Source organism: Streptomyces sp. NPDC001848 (assembly GCF_042891915.1).
Taxonomy (GTDB): domain Bacteria; phylum Actinomycetota; class Actinomycetes; order Streptomycetales; family Streptomycetaceae; genus Streptomyces.
Genome location: NZ_JBIATP010000001.1, coordinates 652,131 through 668,876, shown reverse-complemented (window position 1 = coordinate 668,876; position 16,746 = coordinate 652,131). Strand labels below are relative to the sequence as shown.

Sequence of the window (16,746 nt, the reverse complement as noted above, 5' to 3'; positions counted from 1 at the left end):
CTACGAGAGCCCCGGCCCGGGGCCTCTCCGGGGAAGACCTGGAGGGGCACGGCCGGGGCTCTCGTGCGCTCCCGGCGCCGGTGTGACTCCCGTTTGCCGGGTTCGGGTGGGGCCGTCATGGTGGAGGGGCGGGGGCTCGGGATCGTACGAACGCCTGCGGAGGATGCCGATGTACGTCGTGAAGAGCCCGCTGCCCGACTCGGACCTCAAGACCGTCTCCGAGGCGCTGCAAGGCGCCCTGGTCGACCTGCTCGACCTCTCCCTCGTCGCCAAGCAGATCCACTGGACCATCATCGGACCGCGCTTCCGCTCCATCCACCTCCAGCTCGACGAGGTCGTCGACACCGCGCGGCGGCACTCCGACACCGTCGCCGAACGGGCCTCCGCGCTCGGCGTCCCGCCGGACGGACGTGCCGCGACCGTCGCCCGCAGCAGCTGCATCGGCTCCGTGCCCCAGGGCTGGGTCAAGGACACGGACGCGGTGGGCACCCTCGTGTCCGCGCTCGGCGCGGTGGTCACACGGATGCGGGAGCGGGTGCAGTCGACCGCCGAGGCCGACCCGGTGAGCCAGGACATCTTCATCAACGTCACCGCGGACCTGGAGAAGCACCACTGGATGTTCCAGGCGGAGAACGCGTGAGCGCCGGTGTCTGTCCTTCCGGCCCGTGTCCGGGGCCGGCCCCGGCGGGATGTGCGCGGGATGCGCCGCGTGCGCCAGATGCCGGGGGCATGCGCTGGGTCCGGTGCGCCTGTGTGCCGCTGGTGCGCCCTCCCTGGCGGTGACGGCCCGGTCTAGGGTCTGGTTCCTCGGGTTGGAGGTGACGGCCATGGCGGGGCGCACGGCGCGCTGGGGGGTTGCGCTGGCGCTGGGTGCGCTGTGGTGGTGGGGGGTGCTCCGACTCGTGCTGGCACCCGACGCAGGGGTGCTGGAAGGTGCGGTCGCCACCGGGGGATGGGGGCTGAGTCTGCTGCCGGTGCACTGTGTGCCGAAGGCCCGGGCCGTGGGGGCGGCCGGGTCGGATCAGTGGGCTCGGACCTGGCGGCGGTGGCAGGCCGTGAGGGGGCGCGGGAGGGGCGCGCAACCGGGGTGAGGGGGTGGGTGCAGGGGGAGTGTGCGGGGCCGGGACCAGGGCGTCCGGGGGTGTTCAGGGGACCCCCGGGGGCCAGCCCGTGACCGGCCCGGCCGCGCCCGCCCCCGGGCCCTGTGGCTGTGGTCATCACCAGGGCATCGCCACGCCGCCGTTCGGGCGGAGGATCTGCCCCGTCACGAAGGACGAGGCGCCGCAGGCCAGGTACAGCACCGTGTGCGCGACGTCCTGTGGTTCGCCGACCCGGCCCAGCGGTGACAGCCGCGCCATGAACCCCTCCGTGCGCTCCTGCGACTGCCCGTGCCGGGCGGTCATCGGCGTACGGGTCCAGCCCGGCGCCACCGCGTTGACCCGTATGCCGTGCGGCCCGACCTCGGTCGCCAGCGTCTTCGTCAGCTGCACCACGGCCGCCTTCGCCGCGCCGTAGCAGAGCAGCCCCGGGCCGCCGGTGTCGACGGCGCTCGACGCCATGGTGACGATGCTGCCGCGGGTGCCGTCCCCGATCATCCGGAGCGCCGCCTCCTGGCAGGCGTACAGCACCCCCTTGAAGTTGACGGCCATGACCCGGTCCAGGTCCTCGTCGCGGGTCTGAAGGACCGGGCTGCTGTGCATGATCCCGGCGACGGCCGCCATGGCGTCGAGGCGCTCGCAGGAGGCGACCGCTTCCTTGAGCCGGGCCCGGTCCGTCACGTCGAGGTGGTGGGTGTGCGCCGTGCCACCCCGCTCCTCGATCATGGTCGCCGTCTCGCGCAGCCCTGGCGCGTCGCGGTCGGCGCAGTGCACGGTCGCGCCGGCCTCGGCGAGCAGCACGGCCGAGGCCCGGCCGATGCCGCTCGCGGCGCCGGTGACGAAGACGGTGCGTGCGCTGAGGTCGTACGCCGTGACGGGCATGACAGCGACGCTACGAGCCTTTCTGACGGTCCGTCAATCAGTTGGGTGGGGACGGAAGTGACGGTGGTCCGCGGCGCCCGTGGCCGGAGTCGGGCCCCACTGGCAGGCCGGGCACCAATAGGTGGGCCGCTCCCGGGAGCCGTCGCCCTGCTCCGCCACCTGAACCGGGGTGCCGCAGCGCAGGCAGGGGCGGGGCGCGCGGCCGTAGACGAAGAGGTTCTGCTCGCGCCGTCCGGTGGTGTTGCGGGCCGGGCGGTCGCGGTTCGCCTCCAGCAGCCTCTGGGCGAGGGTGGGCAGGTGGGCGGCGTGCCCGGCCGGGAGCTCGCCGACGGGCAGCCACGGGGTCACCCGGAGCAGGAAGCAGAGCTCGCTCTTGTAGACATTGCCGATGCCGGCGAGGTTGCGCTGGTCGAGCAGGGCCTCGCCGAGGGGGCGGGCGGGGTCGCGCAGCAGGTTCTCCAACGCTTTGCCGGGGTCCCAGTCGGGGCCGAGGAGGTCGGGACCGAGGTGCCCCACGGCACGGGGCTCGTCGCCGGTGCGGAGCAGTTCCAGGACGGGCAGGCGGTAGCCGACCGCCGTGCGGTCGCCGGTGCCGAGGATCGCCCGGATCTGGTGGGCGGGACCGCCGCTCCAGCGCTGCCCCGCCGCGAAGACCTTCCACGCACCGTCCATCATCAGGTGCGAGTGCAGCGTGAGCCCGCCCTCGATACGGGCCAGCAGGTGCTTGCCGCGCGCGGTGACGTCCAGGACCGTACGGCCGGTGAGATCGGCCGTCGCGTACCTGGGCACCCGGAGGTCGGAACGCGTCAGCACCTTCCCCGCGAGCGCGCCGTGCAGACGCTTCGCGGCCTGGTGGACGGTGTCACCTTCGGGCATGGGTCAAGGGTGGCACGGTCGGGCGGTGGCGGCTGAGGGCCTGGGCGGCATCGCTGCCGCCTTCGGCGCGGGTACGGTCGGCTCACGCACGGATCCGCAGTCCCCGCGGGGTCGCTATGAAGCCCGCTCCTTCCAGGAGGACGCCGAAGGGGGACGACAGTGCCGAGGCGCCGTTGACCCGTTCCACCGTCACGGTGCCCAGGGAACCCGCCCGGGCGGCCGCCCCCAGGGCCTCGGCGGCCATGCGCAGACGCTCGTCCTCGGTCGGCCCCGCCTGCGGGTCGGAGGGCCAGGCCAGCACGGTCTTGCCGCCCCGCTCGACGTAGAGCGTCAGCTCACCGTCGACCAGGACCACCAGCGAACCGGCCTTCCGCCCCGGCTTGTGCCCCGCACCCGTGGGCGGCTCGGGCCAGGGCAGTGCCGCGCCGTACGCGTTCGCGGGGTCGGCGGCGGCGAGGACCACGGCTCGGGCCGGCCCGGAGGTACGGGTGCGGTTCGGCGAAAGGCCCCCTCGTCCCTGCTGCCCGTAGGGGGAGCGGGAGGCGGGAGACCCTGGGGAGAAGCCGGGCCCCGAACGGGGGCCTCCGAAGCCCGGGGCGGACAGCGGGTCCGGAGCGGTGGGGCCCATGTCGAAGGCGTCGGCGAGGTCGGTGCCGAACGGGTCCTCGGGGCCGTCGCTGCCCGGGACCGTGTCGGAGGCGAACGGGTCTGTGTGAGCGCCGCCGAAACCGTTCCCGGGGCCGGGCGCCGCGCCCGGCAGGGGTTCACCCCTGTCGCGGGCGTTCGCCACCGCGCGCAACCGGTCCACCGCGCCGTCCATCGCGAACTGTGCCGCGCCCAGCCCCTCGACGACATAGCCGCGCCGGGCCTGACCGCTCTCCTCGAAGGCGGACAGCACCCGGTACACGGCCGAGAAGCCGCCCTCCACCCCCTCCGCGGCCACCGCGCCCCGGGTCACCACCCCGTGCCGGTCGAGCAGCGTCCGGGCCAGGGCGTGGGCGCGGACGGTGGGGTCGGCCTCGTGTGCGGGCAGCTGCGACCAGCGGCCCGCGACGGTCGGCGGACCCGTGCGGGACTGGGGTCGGGCGGCGGCCGTCAGTGAGCCGTAGCGCCCGCGCGGGACGGCGCGCTTGGCGCGGTGCGCCGTGGCTCCCGCGGTGCGGCCCGAGCCGAGCAGGGAGCGCATCGGCGCCAGCGTGTCGTTCGTCAGCCGCCCCGACCACGCCAGGTCCCAGATCGCGTCGGCCAGTTGGGGTTCGGTGACGTCCGGGTGGGTGGTGGCGCGGACCTGGTCGGCGATCTGCCGGAAGAACAGCCCGTAGCCGCCCGAGAGGGCGTCCAGCACCGACTGGTGGAGGGCGGTCAGCTCCAGGGGGTGCGGGGCGGACAGCAGCAGGGGGGCGGCGTCCGCGAGGTAGAGGGAGATCCAGCCGTCCTTGCCGGGCAGCGCGCCCGCGCCCGCCCACACCACCTCGCCGGCGGCCGTGAGTTCGTCCAGCATCGCGGGAGTGTAGTTCGCGACGCGGGACGGCAGGACGAGCTTCTCGAGCGCGGACGCGGGCACCGACGCCCCCTGCAACTGCTCGACGGCGCGCACCAGCCCGTCCACGCCCCGCAGCCCGTGCCCGCTGCCGACGTGCTGCCACTGCGGCAGGAACTGCGCCAGCGCCGGCGCCGGAACCGGCTCCAGCTCATGCCGCAGCGCCGCCAGCGAACGGCGCCGCAACCTGCGCAGCACCGCCGCGTCGCACCACTCCTGGCCGATGCCCGCCGGATGGAACTCGCCCTGGACGATCCGCCCGGACGCCGCCAGCCGTTGCAGCGCGCCCTCGGTGACGGCGACCCCGAGCCCGAACCGGGCGGCCGCCGTCGCCGACGTGAACGGCCCGTGAGTACGCGCGTACCGGGCCAGGAGGTCGCCGAGCGGGTCCTTGACCGGCTCGGTGAACGCCTCCGGGACGCCGACGGGCAGCGCCGTGCCCAGCGCGTCGCGGAGCCGGCCCGCGTCCTCGACCGTCGCCCAGTGGTCGGCGCCCGCGACCCGCACCTTGATCGCGCGGCGGGCGGCGGCCAGCTCGCGCGCCCACTGCGGGTCCGCCCCCCGCGCCACCAGGTCGGCGTCCGTGAGCGGCCCCAGCACCCGCAGCACGTCCGCGACCCCCTCGACGTCCTTGACGCGCCGGTCCTCGGTGAGCCACTGCAGCTCCCGCTCCAGCTCGGTCAGCACCTCCGCGTCGAGCAGTTCGCGCAGCTCCGCCTGGCCCAGCAGCTCCGCCAGCAGCCGGGAGTCCAGCGACAGCGCGGCGGCGCGCCGCTCGGCGAGCGGGGAGTCCCCCTCGTAGAGGAACTGCGCGACGTACCCGAACAGCAGCGAGCGGGCGAACGGAGACGGCTCCGGGGTGGTCACCTCGACGAGCCGCACCTTGCGGGACTCCAGATCGCCCATCAGCTCGACGAGCCCCGGGACGTCGAAGACGTCCTGCAGGCATTCACGCACCGCCTCCAGGACGATCGGGAACGAACCGAACTCGCTCGCCACCTGCAGCAGCTGGGCCGCGCGCTGGCGCTGCTGCCACAGCGGGGTGCGCCGGCCCGGGTTGCGGCGCGGCAGCAGCAGCGCGCGGGCCGCGCACTCGCGGAACCGGGACGCGAACAGCGCCGAGCCGCCGACCTGGTCGGTGACGATCTGGTCGACCTCGCCCTTGTCGAAGGCGACGTCCGCCGCACCGACGGGCGCCTGCTCGGCGTCGTACTCCAAGCCGACCCTCATCGGCTCCTGGTCCAGCAGGTCCAGGCCCATCAGGTCGGCGTCCGGCAGGCGCAGCACGATGCCGTCGTCGGCGTGCATGACCTGGGCGTCCATGCCGTACCGCGTGGACAGGCGGGCGCCCAGCGCCAGCGCCCACGGGGCGTGCACCTGGGCGCCGAAGGGGGAGTGCACCACGACCCGCCAGTCGCCCAGCTCGTCGCGGAAGCGCTCCACCACGATCGTGCGGTCGTCGGGCACGTGGCCGCAGGCCTCGCGCTGTTCCTCCAGGTACGACAGCACGTTGTCCGCGGCCCAGGCGTCCAGCCCAGCAGCCAGCAGCCTCAGGCGCGCGTCCTCCTTGGGCATCGAGCCCACCTCGCGCAGGAACGCGCCCACCGCGCGGCCCAGTTCCAACGGGCGACCCAGCTGGTCGCCCTTCCAGAACGGCAGCCGGCCGGGCACACCGGGCGCGGGGGAGACCAGGACGCGGTCGCGGGTGATGTCCTCGATGCGCCAGGAGCTGGTACCGAGGGTGAACACGTCCCCGACCCGGGACTCGTACACCATCTCCTCGTCCAGCTCGCCGACCCGGCCGCCGCCCTTCTTCGGGTCGGACCCGGCGAGGAACACCCCGAACAGCCCGCGGTCCGGGATCGTGCCCCCGGAGGTGACGGCGAGCCGCTGGGCGCCGGGGCGGCCGGTGATCGTGCCCGCGACCCGGTCCCACACCACGCGCGGCCGCAGCTCCGCGAAGGCGTCGGAGGGGTAGCGGCCCGCGAGCATGTCCAGGACCGCCGTGAACGCCGACTCCGGCAGCGAGGCGAACGGGGCCGCCCGGCGCACCACCGCGAGAAGGTCGTCGAACTGCCAGGTGTCGAGCGACGTCATCGCGACGAGCTGCTGCGCGAGCACGTCCAGGGGGTTCGCCGGTACCTTCAGTGACTCGATTGCGCCCGTGCGCATCCGCTCGGTGACCACGGCCGCCTGCACGAGGTCGCCGCGGTACTTGGGGAACACGATGCCCTTGGAGACCGCCCCGACCTGGTGGCCGGCGCGTCCCACGCGCTGCAGCCCGGACGCCACGGACGGCGGAGACTCGACCTGGACGACGAGGTCCACCGCGCCCATGTCGATGCCCAGTTCGAGGCTGGAGGTGGCGACCACCGCCGGCAGCCGGCCCGCCTTCAGGTCCTCCTCGACCAGGGCCCGCTGCTCCTTGGAGACCGAGCCGTGGTGGGCGCGCGCGAGCACCGGGGGCGCCCCTTGTGCGGCGCCGGAGCCGCCCATCAGCTGGGCGGGCGCATGGTGCTCCTGAAGCGTCTCGCCCGTCGCCCTCTCGTAGGCGATCTCGTTCAGCCGGTTGCACAGCCGCTCCGCGAGGCGGCGGGAGTTGGCGAACACGATCGTGGAGCGGTGCGCCTGGACCAGGTCGGCGATGCGTTCCTCGACATGCGGCCAGATGGACGGACGCTCAGCGCCCTCGGTGCCGTCGGAGACGGGGGAGCCGCCCAGCTCGCCGAGGTCCTCGACGGGCACGACGACCGAGAGGTCGAACTCCTTGCCCGACTCGGGCTGGACGATCTCCACCTTGCGGCGCGGGGAGAGGAAGCGGGCCACCTCGTCCACCGGGCGCACGGTGGCGGACAGGCCGATGCGGCGCGCGGGCTTCGGCAGCAGCTCGTCGAGCCGCTCCAGGGACAGCGCCAGGTGCGCGCCCCGCTTGGTGCCCGCAACCGCGTGCACCTCGTCCAGGATGACCGTCTCCACGCCCGTCAGCGCGTCGCGCGTGGACGACGTCAGCATCAGGAACAGTGACTCCGGAGTGGTGATCAGGATGTCCGGCGGGCGTGTGGCCAGGGCGCGGCGCTCGGCGGCCGGGGTGTCGCCGGAGCGGATGCCCACCTTCACCTCCGGCTCGGGCAGGCCGAGCCGGACCGACTCCTGGCGGATGCCGGTGAGCGGACTGCGCAGGTTCCGCTCCACGTCGACCGCGAGGGCCTTCAGCGGGGACACGTACAGCACCCGGCAGCGCTTCCTGGGGTCGGCGGGCGGCGGGGTGGACGCGAGCCGGTCCAGCGCGGCGAGGAAGGCGGCCAGCGTCTTGCCGGAGCCGGTCGGGGCCACGACGAGCACGTCCGAGCCCGCGGCGATGCCACCCCACGCCCCGGCCTGGGCCGCGGTGGGCGCGGAGAACGCCCCCGTGAACCAGGCGCGGGTCGCGGGTGAGAAGCCGTCCAGGGCTCGGTGTGCGGAGCTGACCATGCGTCCATCCTGCACCCGCTCACTGACAATGCCTCGTGACCTGCGGAAACATGCGGCGCCCTGGCACTGGCCCCGGACTCGGTCGGCCTCCCGACACCCCGCCTCACAGGCCGGACAGGCGGCGGCCTCGGCACGGAGCCGTCCACCCGTCATCGGTGCCGGTGGCCGAGCGTGCCGCCCGACCCACCGTCGCCATCACGCACCAGGGCCGCGCGTTGCGGCCGCTGCCTGTCAGCCGATGGCCCGCCCGTACGCCCTGAGAGTGAGCAGCGCGTCGATGGTCACCATCGGGCGGCCCTCCAGGGCCGCGCCCGGAGCCCACTGACGCCACCGGATGGGCCAGCCGCCGTCGTCCTGCTGCTCGGCGGCGAGGAAGTCCAGGGCGCGCTCCATCTCCTCGTCGGTGAACCACACGCGAGCGAGGGAGTCCGGGGTACGCGCGAAGTCGTACGGGAAGTGGTGCTCGCCCGGCGCGTACCCGGGGGCGACCGGACAGGCCTCCCGCCGATCCGGGTCCAGGACCGCGAGCCGCTGTTCGCGCACCAGGCGGCCCAAGCGGTCGGCGGCTGCCTCCGCGCGCGGGCGGTCGGGCGCCGAGTCCAGAAACGCAACGGCCGCCTCGACCTCGTAGGGATGCGACTTGTCCAGCGACTCGACCGCCTGCCAGCAGAAGTCGGTGGCCCGGAACATCCACGCGTGCCACACCTCGTTGCGGTGCAGCAGGCCCACCACCGGTCCCGTGGCGAGCAGATCACTCGGCGGGTTGTCGGTGATGGGCACGAACGGTGCGGCCGGATAGCCGCGCTGAACGGGATGAACCGCCGGAAGGGCGCCGTCCGGCGTCGACACGGCGGTCAGATAGCGGCACACGCGCTCCACCCGCTGCCCGCCGCAACGGCCGATCGAGTCCAGCACCCGCAGGGCGTGGGCCGTGTGCAGGGGCTGGCTGACCGGGCCGCGCAGATCCGGCTCCAGGGCGTGACCGTACCCCTCGTCCTCATTGCGGTAGGCGGCCAACGCCGTCTCCACGGGATCGGCCCCGCCGCCCAGGAAGTGGTACGCGAAACGCCGCTGCTCCAGCACGCGCGCGGTGAGCCACACGAAGTGCTCGGCGCGGGAGAGCGGGGAGCGCGCCGAGGGCGCGGGAAGGAGTGGGGATGCTCCGGTTTCGGCCATGGATCAGACCGTAGGACGGAAAGCGTTCTCGGCAAGCCGTCCCGGCCCGGGCCCACTCTCAGGGGCGGGATACTGGTGTCATGCGGTTGACGGTCTTCTGGCAGCGGATGGCGGATCACTTCGGTGAGGCCTACGCCGACACCTTCGCGCGCGACCACGTGATGTCGGAGCTCGGCGGGCGCACCGTGCACCAGGCGCTCCAGGCCGGCTGGGAGGCCAAGGACGTGTGGCGTGCCGTGTGCACGGCCATGGACGTGCCGCGGGAGAAGCGCTGACGGAGCGCGGAGATCCACAGGGGCCCCGGATGTCGCCGACGTGGGCGAGACTGGCTCCGTGGCCCCGACAGACGAGACCGCGCAGGTCCCCCACCAGGCACCACCGCTCGGCACGACACCGCCCCAACCGCCCCCGCCGGGCGGCGGCGCCGCGCCGGGCGCCCGTATGCCGCGCTGGCTGCCGCGCGCCATGGTGCTCGCCCTCGCGCTCATCGCCGTGTTCCAACTGGGCAGCTGGGCGTTCCACCAGCTCACCGGCCTGCTGATCAACATCCTGATCGCGTTCTTCCTGGCACTCGCCATCGAGCCCGCGGTCAGCTGGATGGCCGCCCAACGCATGCGCCGGGGACTGGCCACCTTCCTCGTCTTCCTCGGCCTGGCGATCGCCGTGGCCGGGTTCGTCACGCTGCTCGGCTCCATGCTCGCCGGCCAGATCATCAAGATGGTCGAGGGCTTCCCGGGCTACCTCGACTCGGTGATCAACTGGATCAACACCACGTTCCACACCCATCTCAGACGCGTGGACGTGCAGGACAGCCTGGTCCACTCCGACTGGCTCCAAAAGTACGTCCAGAACAGCGCCACCGGTGTCCTGGACGTCTCCGCCCAGGTACTGGGCGGTCTCTTCCAACTGCTGACGATCGCCCTGTTCTCGTTCTACTTCGCCGCCGACGGGCCCAGGCTGCGGCGCGCACTGTGCTCGGTGCTGCCGCCCGCCCGGCAGGCCGAGGTGCTGCGCGCCTGGGAGATCGCCGTCGACAAGACGGGCGGCTACCTCTACTCGCGCGGCCTGATGGCGCTGATCTCGGGCATCGCGCACTACGTCCTGCTGCAGGCGCTGAGCATCCCGTACGCACCCGTGCTCGCCGTCTGGGTCGGACTGGTCTCGCAGTTCATCCCCACCATCGGCACCTATCTCGCGGGCGCCCTGCCGATGCTGATCGCCTTCACCGTGGCCCCCTGGTACGCCCTGTGGGTGCTGATCTTCGTCGTGGTCTACCAGCAGTTCGAGAACTACATGCTGCAGCCCAAGCTGACCGCGCGGTCCGTGGACATCCACCCGGCCGTCGCCTTCGGGTCCGTCATAGCGGGCACCGCCCTCCTCGGCGCGGTCGGGGCGCTGATCGCCATCCCCGCGGTCGCCACGCTGCAGGCCTTCCTGGGGGCGTACGTGAAGCGGTACGACGTCACCGACGACCCCCGCGTCCACGGGCACCGCACACGCGGCTCGGGCAGTCTCACGGCGCGCGTGCGGCGGCTGTTCGCGCGCTAGGGGTGGCTGACGACGCACCCGCTCACCAGGTGAGAGCCGCCCAGAGCCCCGCGCCGAGCACCGTGGCCGCGTAGCCGCCGACCGCCGCGTACATGACCCGCCGCCTGGTGGCGTCGCGCCAGGACGTGCGGGACAGCAGCCAGGCCAGCGCGGGCAACACCAGCACGGCGTGCAGGCTGACCCCGTGCAGCGGCTTGAGCGGCGCCGTGGAGTGGTACGCCGCCTGTTGGTGCCCGGCCCGGGACAGCACGGTCCCGCGCGCGATCATCGCGGCACCCGAGAGCAGCCCCACGATCAGGATCGCGAACCCGGAGCGCAGCGCGAGTGCCATACCGAGGGGGCCGCCCGGCCGGCGCCGGAACGCCGTGGCGGCGAACGTCGAGAGCACGACGACGAGGACGACGCCGCCCAGCGCGAGCGTCATCGCCACCGCGGTGTCGAAGGGCGTCTCGGTGTTGAGGTGCGAGGGCACGCGCCGCCACGCCTGGAGGGTGATCCCGGCGACCTCCACGACGCAGTCGGCGGCGAACACGGCGAGCAGCACCGCACGGAGCCGCCACCCGATCCGCAGGTACGACGTCACCCAGGTGACCGCGATCAGCGTCAGCCCGAACGAGAGCCCGAAGGTGAAGGGCTTGCGCCAGGAGACGGGACCGTCCCAGGGACCGCCGTCGACGGCGAACACCACCAGATGCGCCAGACCGGCAAGGATCAGCAAGGCACCGGTCGCTTGGCACAGACGCTCCACCGGGCGCATGCCGGATCCCCGTTCCGGCAGGAGCGACGGCCACGCCCCTGCGACGGACCCCTCTGCCAGCCTCTCGTGTTCCATGGGCCAAGGCTCCCGGGAGCAGCCCCGGCCCGTCGTCCTCCAGCCGAAGACACCCGCCGTACCCCGCGGGGAGTAGCCGGGCCCCGGGCCGCTGTCGAAGCAGCCGGCACCGTGTCGCTGTCGGTGCGCGACCGTAAGCTCGGAGGCGTCGGCGGCGCGCTTGACACAAAAATCGAACATCCATTCTTATGGAGGCTCCGGCGAGCTCACGGTGGGCGTTTCGACACGGTTTTGACGGAGAAGTGCCCGAGTTATCCACAGCCGGACGAGCGTCGAGGCGCATTGTCAGTGGCAGGCGTTAGCGTCTTTGACGTGAAGCGATCGACTCAAGCAAACCGGGTGGAACCCATGGCAGGTACCGACCGCGAGAAGGCCCTCGACGCCGCCCTCGCACAGATTGAACGGCAATTCGGCAAGGGCGCGGTCATGCGCATGGGCGAGCGGTCAAAGGAGCCCATCGAGGTCATCCCGACCGGGTCGACCGCGCTCGACGTGGCCCTCGGCGTCGGCGGTCTGCCCCGCGGCCGCGTCGTGGAGATCTACGGACCGGAGTCCTCCGGCAAGACCACGCTGACCCTGCACGCGGTGGCGAACGCGCAGAAGGCCGGCGGCCAGGTCGCCTTCGTGGACGCGGAGCACGCCCTCGACCCCGAGTACGCGCGCAAGCTCGGCGTCGACATCGACAACCTGATCCTCTCCCAGCCCGACAACGGCGAGCAGGCCCTGGAAATCGTGGACATGCTGGTCCGCTCCGGCGCCCTCGACCTCATCGTCATCGACTCCGTCGCCGCGCTCGTCCCGCGCGCGGAGATCGAGGGCGAGATGGGCGACAGCCACGTCGGTCTGCAGGCCCGTCTGATGAGCCAGGCCCTGCGGAAGATCACCAGCGCGCTCAACCAGTCCAAGACCACCGCCATCTTCATCAACCAGCTCCGCGAGAAGATCGGCGTGATGTTCGGCTCACCGGAGACCACGACCGGTGGCCGGGCTCTGAAGTTCTACGCCTCGGTGCGCATCGACATCCGCCGTATCGAGACCCTGAAGGACGGCACGGAGGCGGTCGGCAACCGCACCCGCTGCAAGGTCGTCAAGAACAAGGTCGCCCCGCCGTTCAAGCAGGCCGAGTTCGACATCCTCTACGGCCAGGGCATCAGCCGCGAGGGCGGCCTGATCGACATGGGCGTGGAGCACGGCTTCGTCCGCAAGGCCGGCGCCTGGTACACGTACGAGGGTGACCAGCTCGGCCAGGGCAAGGAGAACGCACGCAACTTCCTCAAGGACAACCCCGACCTGGCCAACGAGATCGAGAAGAAGATCAAGGAAAAGCTGGGCGTCGGCGTCCGGTCGGAGGAATCCACCGCCGAGCCCGGCACGGATGCGGCGAGTGCCGCCGCCCCCGCGGCCGACGACACCGCCAAGACGGCGCCCGCACCGGCGGCCAAGGCGGCCAAGGCCAAGGCCCCGGCGGCCAAGAGCTAGCCCATGACACGACGGACCGACTGGGCCGAGTACGCCCACCCCATGGCCCCGCAGCGGCGGGGAAGCGGGCGCGACACGGGGTTCGTCGGGGGCGGTGACGAGGCGTACGACGACGTGCGCGGCGACGCGGACGCGCACGGCGAGGACGTTCCACGCGGCGAGGACCGTGTGCCCGGTGGACGGGGACGAAGGCGGCGGCGCGGTGGCGGGGAATTGGCCGACGCCCCACAGGACGGAGGCTCTTCCCTCTCGTCGAGGGCCGGGACGGGGGAGCACCCGGGGGACCCGGTTGAGCGGGCGCGGGCGATCTGCCTGCGCCTGCTCACCGGAACTCCACGCACGCGCAATCAGCTCGCGGACGCCCTGCGCAAGCGGGAGATCCCCGAAGACGTGACGGACGAGGTGCTGTCACGCTTCGAAGAGGTCGGCCTCATCGACGACAGTGCCTTCGCGGACGCCTGGGTGGAATCCCGGCACCACGGCCGGGGCCTGGCCCGCCGGGCGCTCGCCCAGGAGCTGCGGACCAAGGGCGTGGACTCCGCGCTGATCGACGCGGCGGTGGGACAGCTGGACGCCGAGCAGGAAGAGGCCACCGCGCGCGAGCTCGTCGCCCGCAAACTGCGCGCCACGCGGGGCCTCGACCGCGACAAGCGCCTGCGCCGTCTCGCGGGCATGCTCGCCCGCAAGGGCTACTCCGAGGGGATGGCCCTGCGCGTGGTCCGCCAGGCGCTGGCGGAGGAGGGGGAGGACACGGAGGGGCTGGGGGACGAGGGGGCCTGAAGGGGGGAGGGGAGGGAGGGTGGGGGGAGGGGCCCTCCCCCCGGAAGAACCTCACAGCCTCCAACAGGCAACCGCAGAAACCCCTACGACGCCACCGGCAGCCCCGCCGCCCGCCAAGCCTGGAAGCCGCCCACCAGGTCGGTGGCGCGGTGCAGGCCCAGTTGGCGCAGGGACGCGGCGGCCAGACTGGAGGCGTAGCCCTCGTTGCAGACGACCACGACGCGCAGGTCATGGCTGGTGGCCTCGGGGAGGCGGTGGCTGCCCTGCGGGTCCAGGCGCCACTCCAGTTCGTTGCGTTCGACGACCAGTGCGCCGGGGATGAGTCCGTCACGGTCCCGCAGGGCCGCGTAGCGGATGTCCACGAGCAGGGCCTCGCCGGCCCGTGCGGCCTCGTGGGCCTCAGCGGGCTCCACCCGGTCCAGGTCCTCGCGGACCCGCTCCAGCAACTCGTCGATGCCCACAGGGTGTTCGGGTGCGGAACTCACTGCCAGTCCTCCGGGCGTTCGACCTGCTCCAGGCGCAGCACCTGCCCCGTGCGACTGTAGCGGCGGATCTGCGGCAGCGGCGGGTGGTAGGCGTGCACCGATACTGCGTGTCGCTCGGTGGACTCGTTGAGCACCTCGTGCACATGGTGCCGGCCGAAGGAGCGGCCCTCACCGGCCGGCAGTCGTCGTTTCCGGTCGACTCCGTCGGTGAGTTCCAGGGTCTTCCAGCCGTCCGACGGCAGCCGGACCGCGAGGGAGTTCTCCTTGAGTTCGCCCGATGCGGTGACGAAGGCGCCGACCGAGTCGGCGTGGTCGTGCCAGCCGGTGCCCGTCCCGGGCGGCCAGCCGATCAGCCAGGCCTCGCTGCCGCCGGGACCCTCGAGCCGTACCCAGGTACGGCCCTCGGGATCCAGCGGGAGCGAGGCGATCAGTTCGGCGTCGGCGGCCGTACGGCGTGCGAAGTCGAGGAGTTGGGCCTGGGTGGGAGCCTGAGCCCGGGGCCGGGCGGAGTCGGCGGGCAGGGGCACGGAAGGGGAGTGAGACAAGGGGTACCGTCCTGAAGGGTTCGCGTGGGGCGCGCTGCGGCAGAGGCACTGCGCGCGGTGAAGGGAACGAGATCAACAGGACGGGCGACACACGCAGCCCGCATAGCGGACGAGGTCCATATGGACCCTCCGCCACAGGTGCGCATACGTGTCGGTCATGGTCCGGAGTACACCATGGCGGTGCCGACCGGTCAACTCACGGTCCCCATGTGGACCTCATGGTGACCGTGAGCGCGGGCAACGGAGTTCCCCTCCGCAGCGCCTAGCGTGCGCTCGCCGCCTGTGCCTTCGCCGGGCCGCCCAGTGCCGCCTCGGCCGCCGCGTAGAGGTCCGCGGGACGCACCCCCGCGAGTGCCGTCACCAGATGGCCGTCCGGCCGGATCAGCAGGACGGTGTGGGCGGCGGCGCCCGGGTAGCCCTCGGCGACCAGCAACTCCGCGGGGTGCGGCAGGGCCGTCACCGCCGCCGCCAGCCGGGGCATGATGCCGGCCGACACCCAGTGTTTGCGGTCCCATACGCCGGTGCCCGGCGCGACCAGCACCACCAGGAGCGATCCGCGGCCGAGCCGGTCCCGCAGCCGTACGAAGGACCCGTCCTCCGCCGTCACCCGTACGTCTGCGACCTGGGCCCCGGGTTCCGTGGCCACGAAGGCCGCCGACTCGCTGGGCGCGGCCGCCAGCGGTGAGGCGGCGTACGTCCCCGGCGTGCCCAGGGCGCCCCTGCCCAGGTGGCCGTCCGTGAGCAGTGCGTCATGGCCGCGGGCGGCCCCGGGCACGTAGGACCGCAGGCCCCCGCCGCCGCGCAGCAGCGGCACCGCCTGGTCGGCGGCGCGCAGCCGGGCCGCGGCCACGGTGCGGCGCTCGGCCTGGTAGCTGTCGAGCAGCGTCTCGCGCGGCCCGTGGTGCCAGGCCAGCGCCAGCTTCCAGGCGAGGTTGTCGACGTCCCGCAGGCTCTCGTCGAGGCCCTGCGTGCCGAGCGCGCCGAGCAGGTGCGCGGCGTCCCCGGCGAGGAAGACCCGGCCGGAGCGCCAGCGGCGGGCCAGCCGGTGGTGGACGGTGTGGACGCCGGTGTCCAGCAGGTCGTAGGCGGGGGTGGTGCCCCCGTTCCAGCCGGCGAGGGTCTCCCGGATGCGGGTCACCAGCAGTTCGGGCGTGACCAGGTCCTTGCCCGGCGGCAGCAGCCAGTCCAGCCGCCACACCCCGTCGGGCAGGGGCCGTGCCGTGATCTCGCCGCCCGAGGGGCCCGATGTCCGCCACGGCGGCATGCGGTGCAGCAGCGCCTCTCCGGGCCACGGCAGTTCGGCGCGCAGGGCGGCAACGGCGTGCCGCTCCACCGCCGTACGGCCGGGGAAGCGGATGTCGAGCAGCTTGCGCACCGTGGAGCGCGGCCCGTCGCAGCCGACCAGGTAGCTGCCGCGCCACCAGGTGCTGCGGGGGCCGCGTGTGTGCGCCGTGACGCCGGAGGGCTCTTGTTCGAGGGTGTCGAGGCGGCTCTCGACGGCGACCTTGACCAGGGGTTGTCCGGCGATCGCGGTGCGCAGGGCTCCGGTCAGCACATGCTGGGCGATGTGCAGCGGGGCCGGTCCTCCGGGTTCCTCGACCGTGCCTTTGCCGCCCTCGGCGGCCCGTTCGGCACCGGGCCCGTACCTGCCGCCCGGCTCGTCCTGCCGCGCGCCGTCCGTCTCGAAGGCGACCTTCCGGGTGACCTGCTTGCGCCGCATCGACCGCCAGCCGGTGAACCGCAGCCCGGCTCCGGTGAGCGGAACCCCGGCGAGTCGTTCCATCAGGGCGGCCGTGTCGTCGCGCAGCACGACGGTGCGCGCGGCCCGTGGTTCGTCCTTGCCCGGGCCTTCGTCGAGGACGACGGACGGCACCTCCTGCCGGGCCAGGGCCAGCGCGAGCGAGAGCCCGACGGGCCCCGCCCCCACGATGATCACCGGGTCCACGGTGTGGCGCCCCCCGCCCTGCGCGGTGTGTCGGGGAACGTTCGGGAACAGGCAGGTGGAGCCGCGTGCACGATCACACAACGTATGCAA

Annotated in this window: 14 protein-coding genes; 5 read left to right on the top strand and 9 right to left on the bottom strand. The window is 73.3% G+C overall.

All coding sequences use genetic code 11. The features are described 5' to 3' along the window. The first annotated feature begins 169 nt into the window (after positions 1-169). Positions 170-640: a Dps family protein gene (locus ACFYZJ_RS02995; RefSeq protein ID WP_388562157.1), complete on the top strand. Its 471-nt coding sequence runs from the start codon at positions 170-172 to the stop codon at positions 638-640. A gap of 577 nt (positions 641-1,217) precedes the next feature. On the opposite strand, the gene ACFYZJ_RS02990 is transcribed toward ACFYZJ_RS02995, so the two are convergent. The 4 genes from ACFYZJ_RS02990 to ACFYZJ_RS02975 form a co-directional block, all read right to left on the bottom strand. Further along, positions 1,218-1,979 (bottom strand): SDR family NAD(P)-dependent oxidoreductase, encoded by a 762-nt coding sequence (locus ACFYZJ_RS02990; RefSeq protein WP_388562155.1) that lies wholly within the window; start codon positions 1,977-1,979, stop codon positions 1,218-1,220. A gap of 33 nt (positions 1,980-2,012) precedes the next feature. Beyond that, on the bottom strand, positions 2,013-2,855 hold the full coding sequence (locus ACFYZJ_RS02985) for an Fpg/Nei family DNA glycosylase (RefSeq protein ID WP_388562153.1): 843 nt from the start codon (positions 2,853-2,855) through the stop codon (positions 2,013-2,015). Positions 2,856-2,937: 82 nt separating this feature from the next. Beyond that, a complete protein-coding gene (locus ACFYZJ_RS02980; protein ID WP_388562151.1) occupies positions 2,938-7,866 on the bottom strand; it encodes an ATP-dependent helicase in 4,929 nt (1,642 codons plus the stop codon). A 231-nt stretch (positions 7,867-8,097) separates the two neighbouring features. After that, complete coding sequence (locus ACFYZJ_RS02975) at positions 8,098-9,042, bottom strand: hypothetical protein (RefSeq protein ID WP_388562149.1); 945 nt, start codon at positions 9,040-9,042, stop codon at positions 8,098-8,100. Positions 9,043-9,122: 80 nt separating this feature from the next. On the opposite strand from ACFYZJ_RS02975, the gene ACFYZJ_RS02970 reads away from it, so the two are divergent. Next, a complete protein-coding gene (locus ACFYZJ_RS02970) occupies positions 9,123-9,317 on the top strand; it encodes a DUF3046 domain-containing protein (protein WP_388562147.1) in 195 nt (64 codons plus the stop codon). A 58-nt stretch (positions 9,318-9,375) separates the two neighbouring features. Next, positions 9,376-10,590 carry an AI-2E family transporter gene (locus ACFYZJ_RS02965; RefSeq protein ID WP_388562145.1) on the top strand — a complete coding sequence of 405 codons (1,215 nt, stop codon included), beginning with the start codon at positions 9,376-9,378 and terminating at the stop codon, positions 10,588-10,590. 22 nt (positions 10,591-10,612) lie between these two features. Here the strand turns inward: ACFYZJ_RS02965 and ACFYZJ_RS02960 are convergent, their stop codons facing one another. Continuing rightward, positions 10,613-11,347 (bottom strand): hypothetical protein, encoded by a 735-nt coding sequence (locus ACFYZJ_RS02960; protein WP_388562220.1) that lies wholly within the window; start codon positions 11,345-11,347, stop codon positions 10,613-10,615. A 423-nt stretch (positions 11,348-11,770) separates the two neighbouring features. Between ACFYZJ_RS02960 and recA the strand changes: the two genes are divergently transcribed. Then, the gene (gene recA, locus ACFYZJ_RS02955) at positions 11,771-12,901 is read left to right on the top strand and encodes a recombinase RecA (RefSeq protein ID WP_388562143.1); all 1,131 of its coding nucleotides are present in this window, start codon (positions 11,771-11,773) and stop codon (positions 12,899-12,901) included. A 3-nt stretch (positions 12,902-12,904) separates the two neighbouring features. After that, positions 12,905-13,681, top strand: coding sequence for a recombination regulator RecX (recX, locus tag ACFYZJ_RS02950; protein ID WP_388562141.1), 777 nt, complete (start codon positions 12,905-12,907; stop codon positions 13,679-13,681). Between the two features lie 83 nt (positions 13,682-13,764). Here recX and ACFYZJ_RS02945 read toward each other — a convergent pair whose 3' ends face one another. The 4 genes from ACFYZJ_RS02945 to ACFYZJ_RS02930 form a co-directional block, all read right to left on the bottom strand. Next, positions 13,765-14,166: a rhodanese-like domain-containing protein gene (locus ACFYZJ_RS02945; protein ID WP_388562139.1), complete on the bottom strand. Its 402-nt coding sequence runs from the start codon at positions 14,164-14,166 to the stop codon at positions 13,765-13,767. Continuing rightward, positions 14,163-14,711, bottom strand: a complete 549-nt coding sequence (locus tag ACFYZJ_RS02940) for a cysteine dioxygenase (RefSeq protein ID WP_388562137.1) — start codon at positions 14,709-14,711, stop codon at positions 14,163-14,165. Before ACFYZJ_RS02940 ends, ACFYZJ_RS02945 begins: the two co-directional genes overlap by 4 nt. A 72-nt stretch (positions 14,712-14,783) precedes the next feature. Continuing rightward, complete coding sequence (locus ACFYZJ_RS02935) at positions 14,784-14,831, bottom strand: hypothetical protein (RefSeq protein ID WP_309506048.1); 48 nt, start codon at positions 14,829-14,831, stop codon at positions 14,784-14,786. Positions 14,832-14,973: 142 nt separating this feature from the next. Beyond that, on the bottom strand, positions 14,974-16,656 hold the full coding sequence (locus tag ACFYZJ_RS02930) for an FAD-dependent monooxygenase (protein ID WP_388562135.1): 1,683 nt from the start codon (positions 16,654-16,656) through the stop codon (positions 14,974-14,976). Positions 16,657-16,746: the final 90 nt, after the last annotated feature.

Excerpts from the sequence above, each read along its gene's own strand:
- ACFYZJ_RS02995 (WP_388562157.1), top strand. The coding sequence starts at position 170 with ATGTACGTCGTGAAGAGCCCGCTGCCCGACTCGGACCTCAAGACCGTC.
- ACFYZJ_RS02990 (WP_388562155.1), bottom strand. The coding sequence starts at position 1,979 with ATGCCCGTCACGGCGTACGACCTCAGCGCACGCACCGTCTTCGTCACC.
- ACFYZJ_RS02985 (WP_388562153.1), bottom strand. The coding sequence starts at position 2,855 with ATGCCCGAAGGTGACACCGTCCACCAGGCCGCGAAGCGTCTGCACGGC.
- ACFYZJ_RS02980 (WP_388562151.1), bottom strand. The coding sequence starts at position 7,866 with ATGGTCAGCTCCGCACACCGAGCCCTGGACGGCTTCTCACCCGCGACC.
- ACFYZJ_RS02975 (WP_388562149.1), bottom strand. The coding sequence starts at position 9,042 with ATGGCCGAAACCGGAGCATCCCCACTCCTTCCCGCGCCCTCGGCGCGC.
- ACFYZJ_RS02970 (WP_388562147.1), top strand. The coding sequence starts at position 9,123 with ATGCGGTTGACGGTCTTCTGGCAGCGGATGGCGGATCACTTCGGTGAG.
- ACFYZJ_RS02960 (WP_388562220.1), bottom strand. The coding sequence starts at position 11,347 with ATGCGCCCGGTGGAGCGTCTGTGCCAAGCGACCGGTGCCTTGCTGATC.
- recA (WP_388562143.1), top strand. The coding sequence starts at position 11,771 with ATGGCAGGTACCGACCGCGAGAAGGCCCTCGACGCCGCCCTCGCACAG.
- recX (WP_388562141.1), top strand. The coding sequence starts at position 12,905 with ATGACACGACGGACCGACTGGGCCGAGTACGCCCACCCCATGGCCCCG.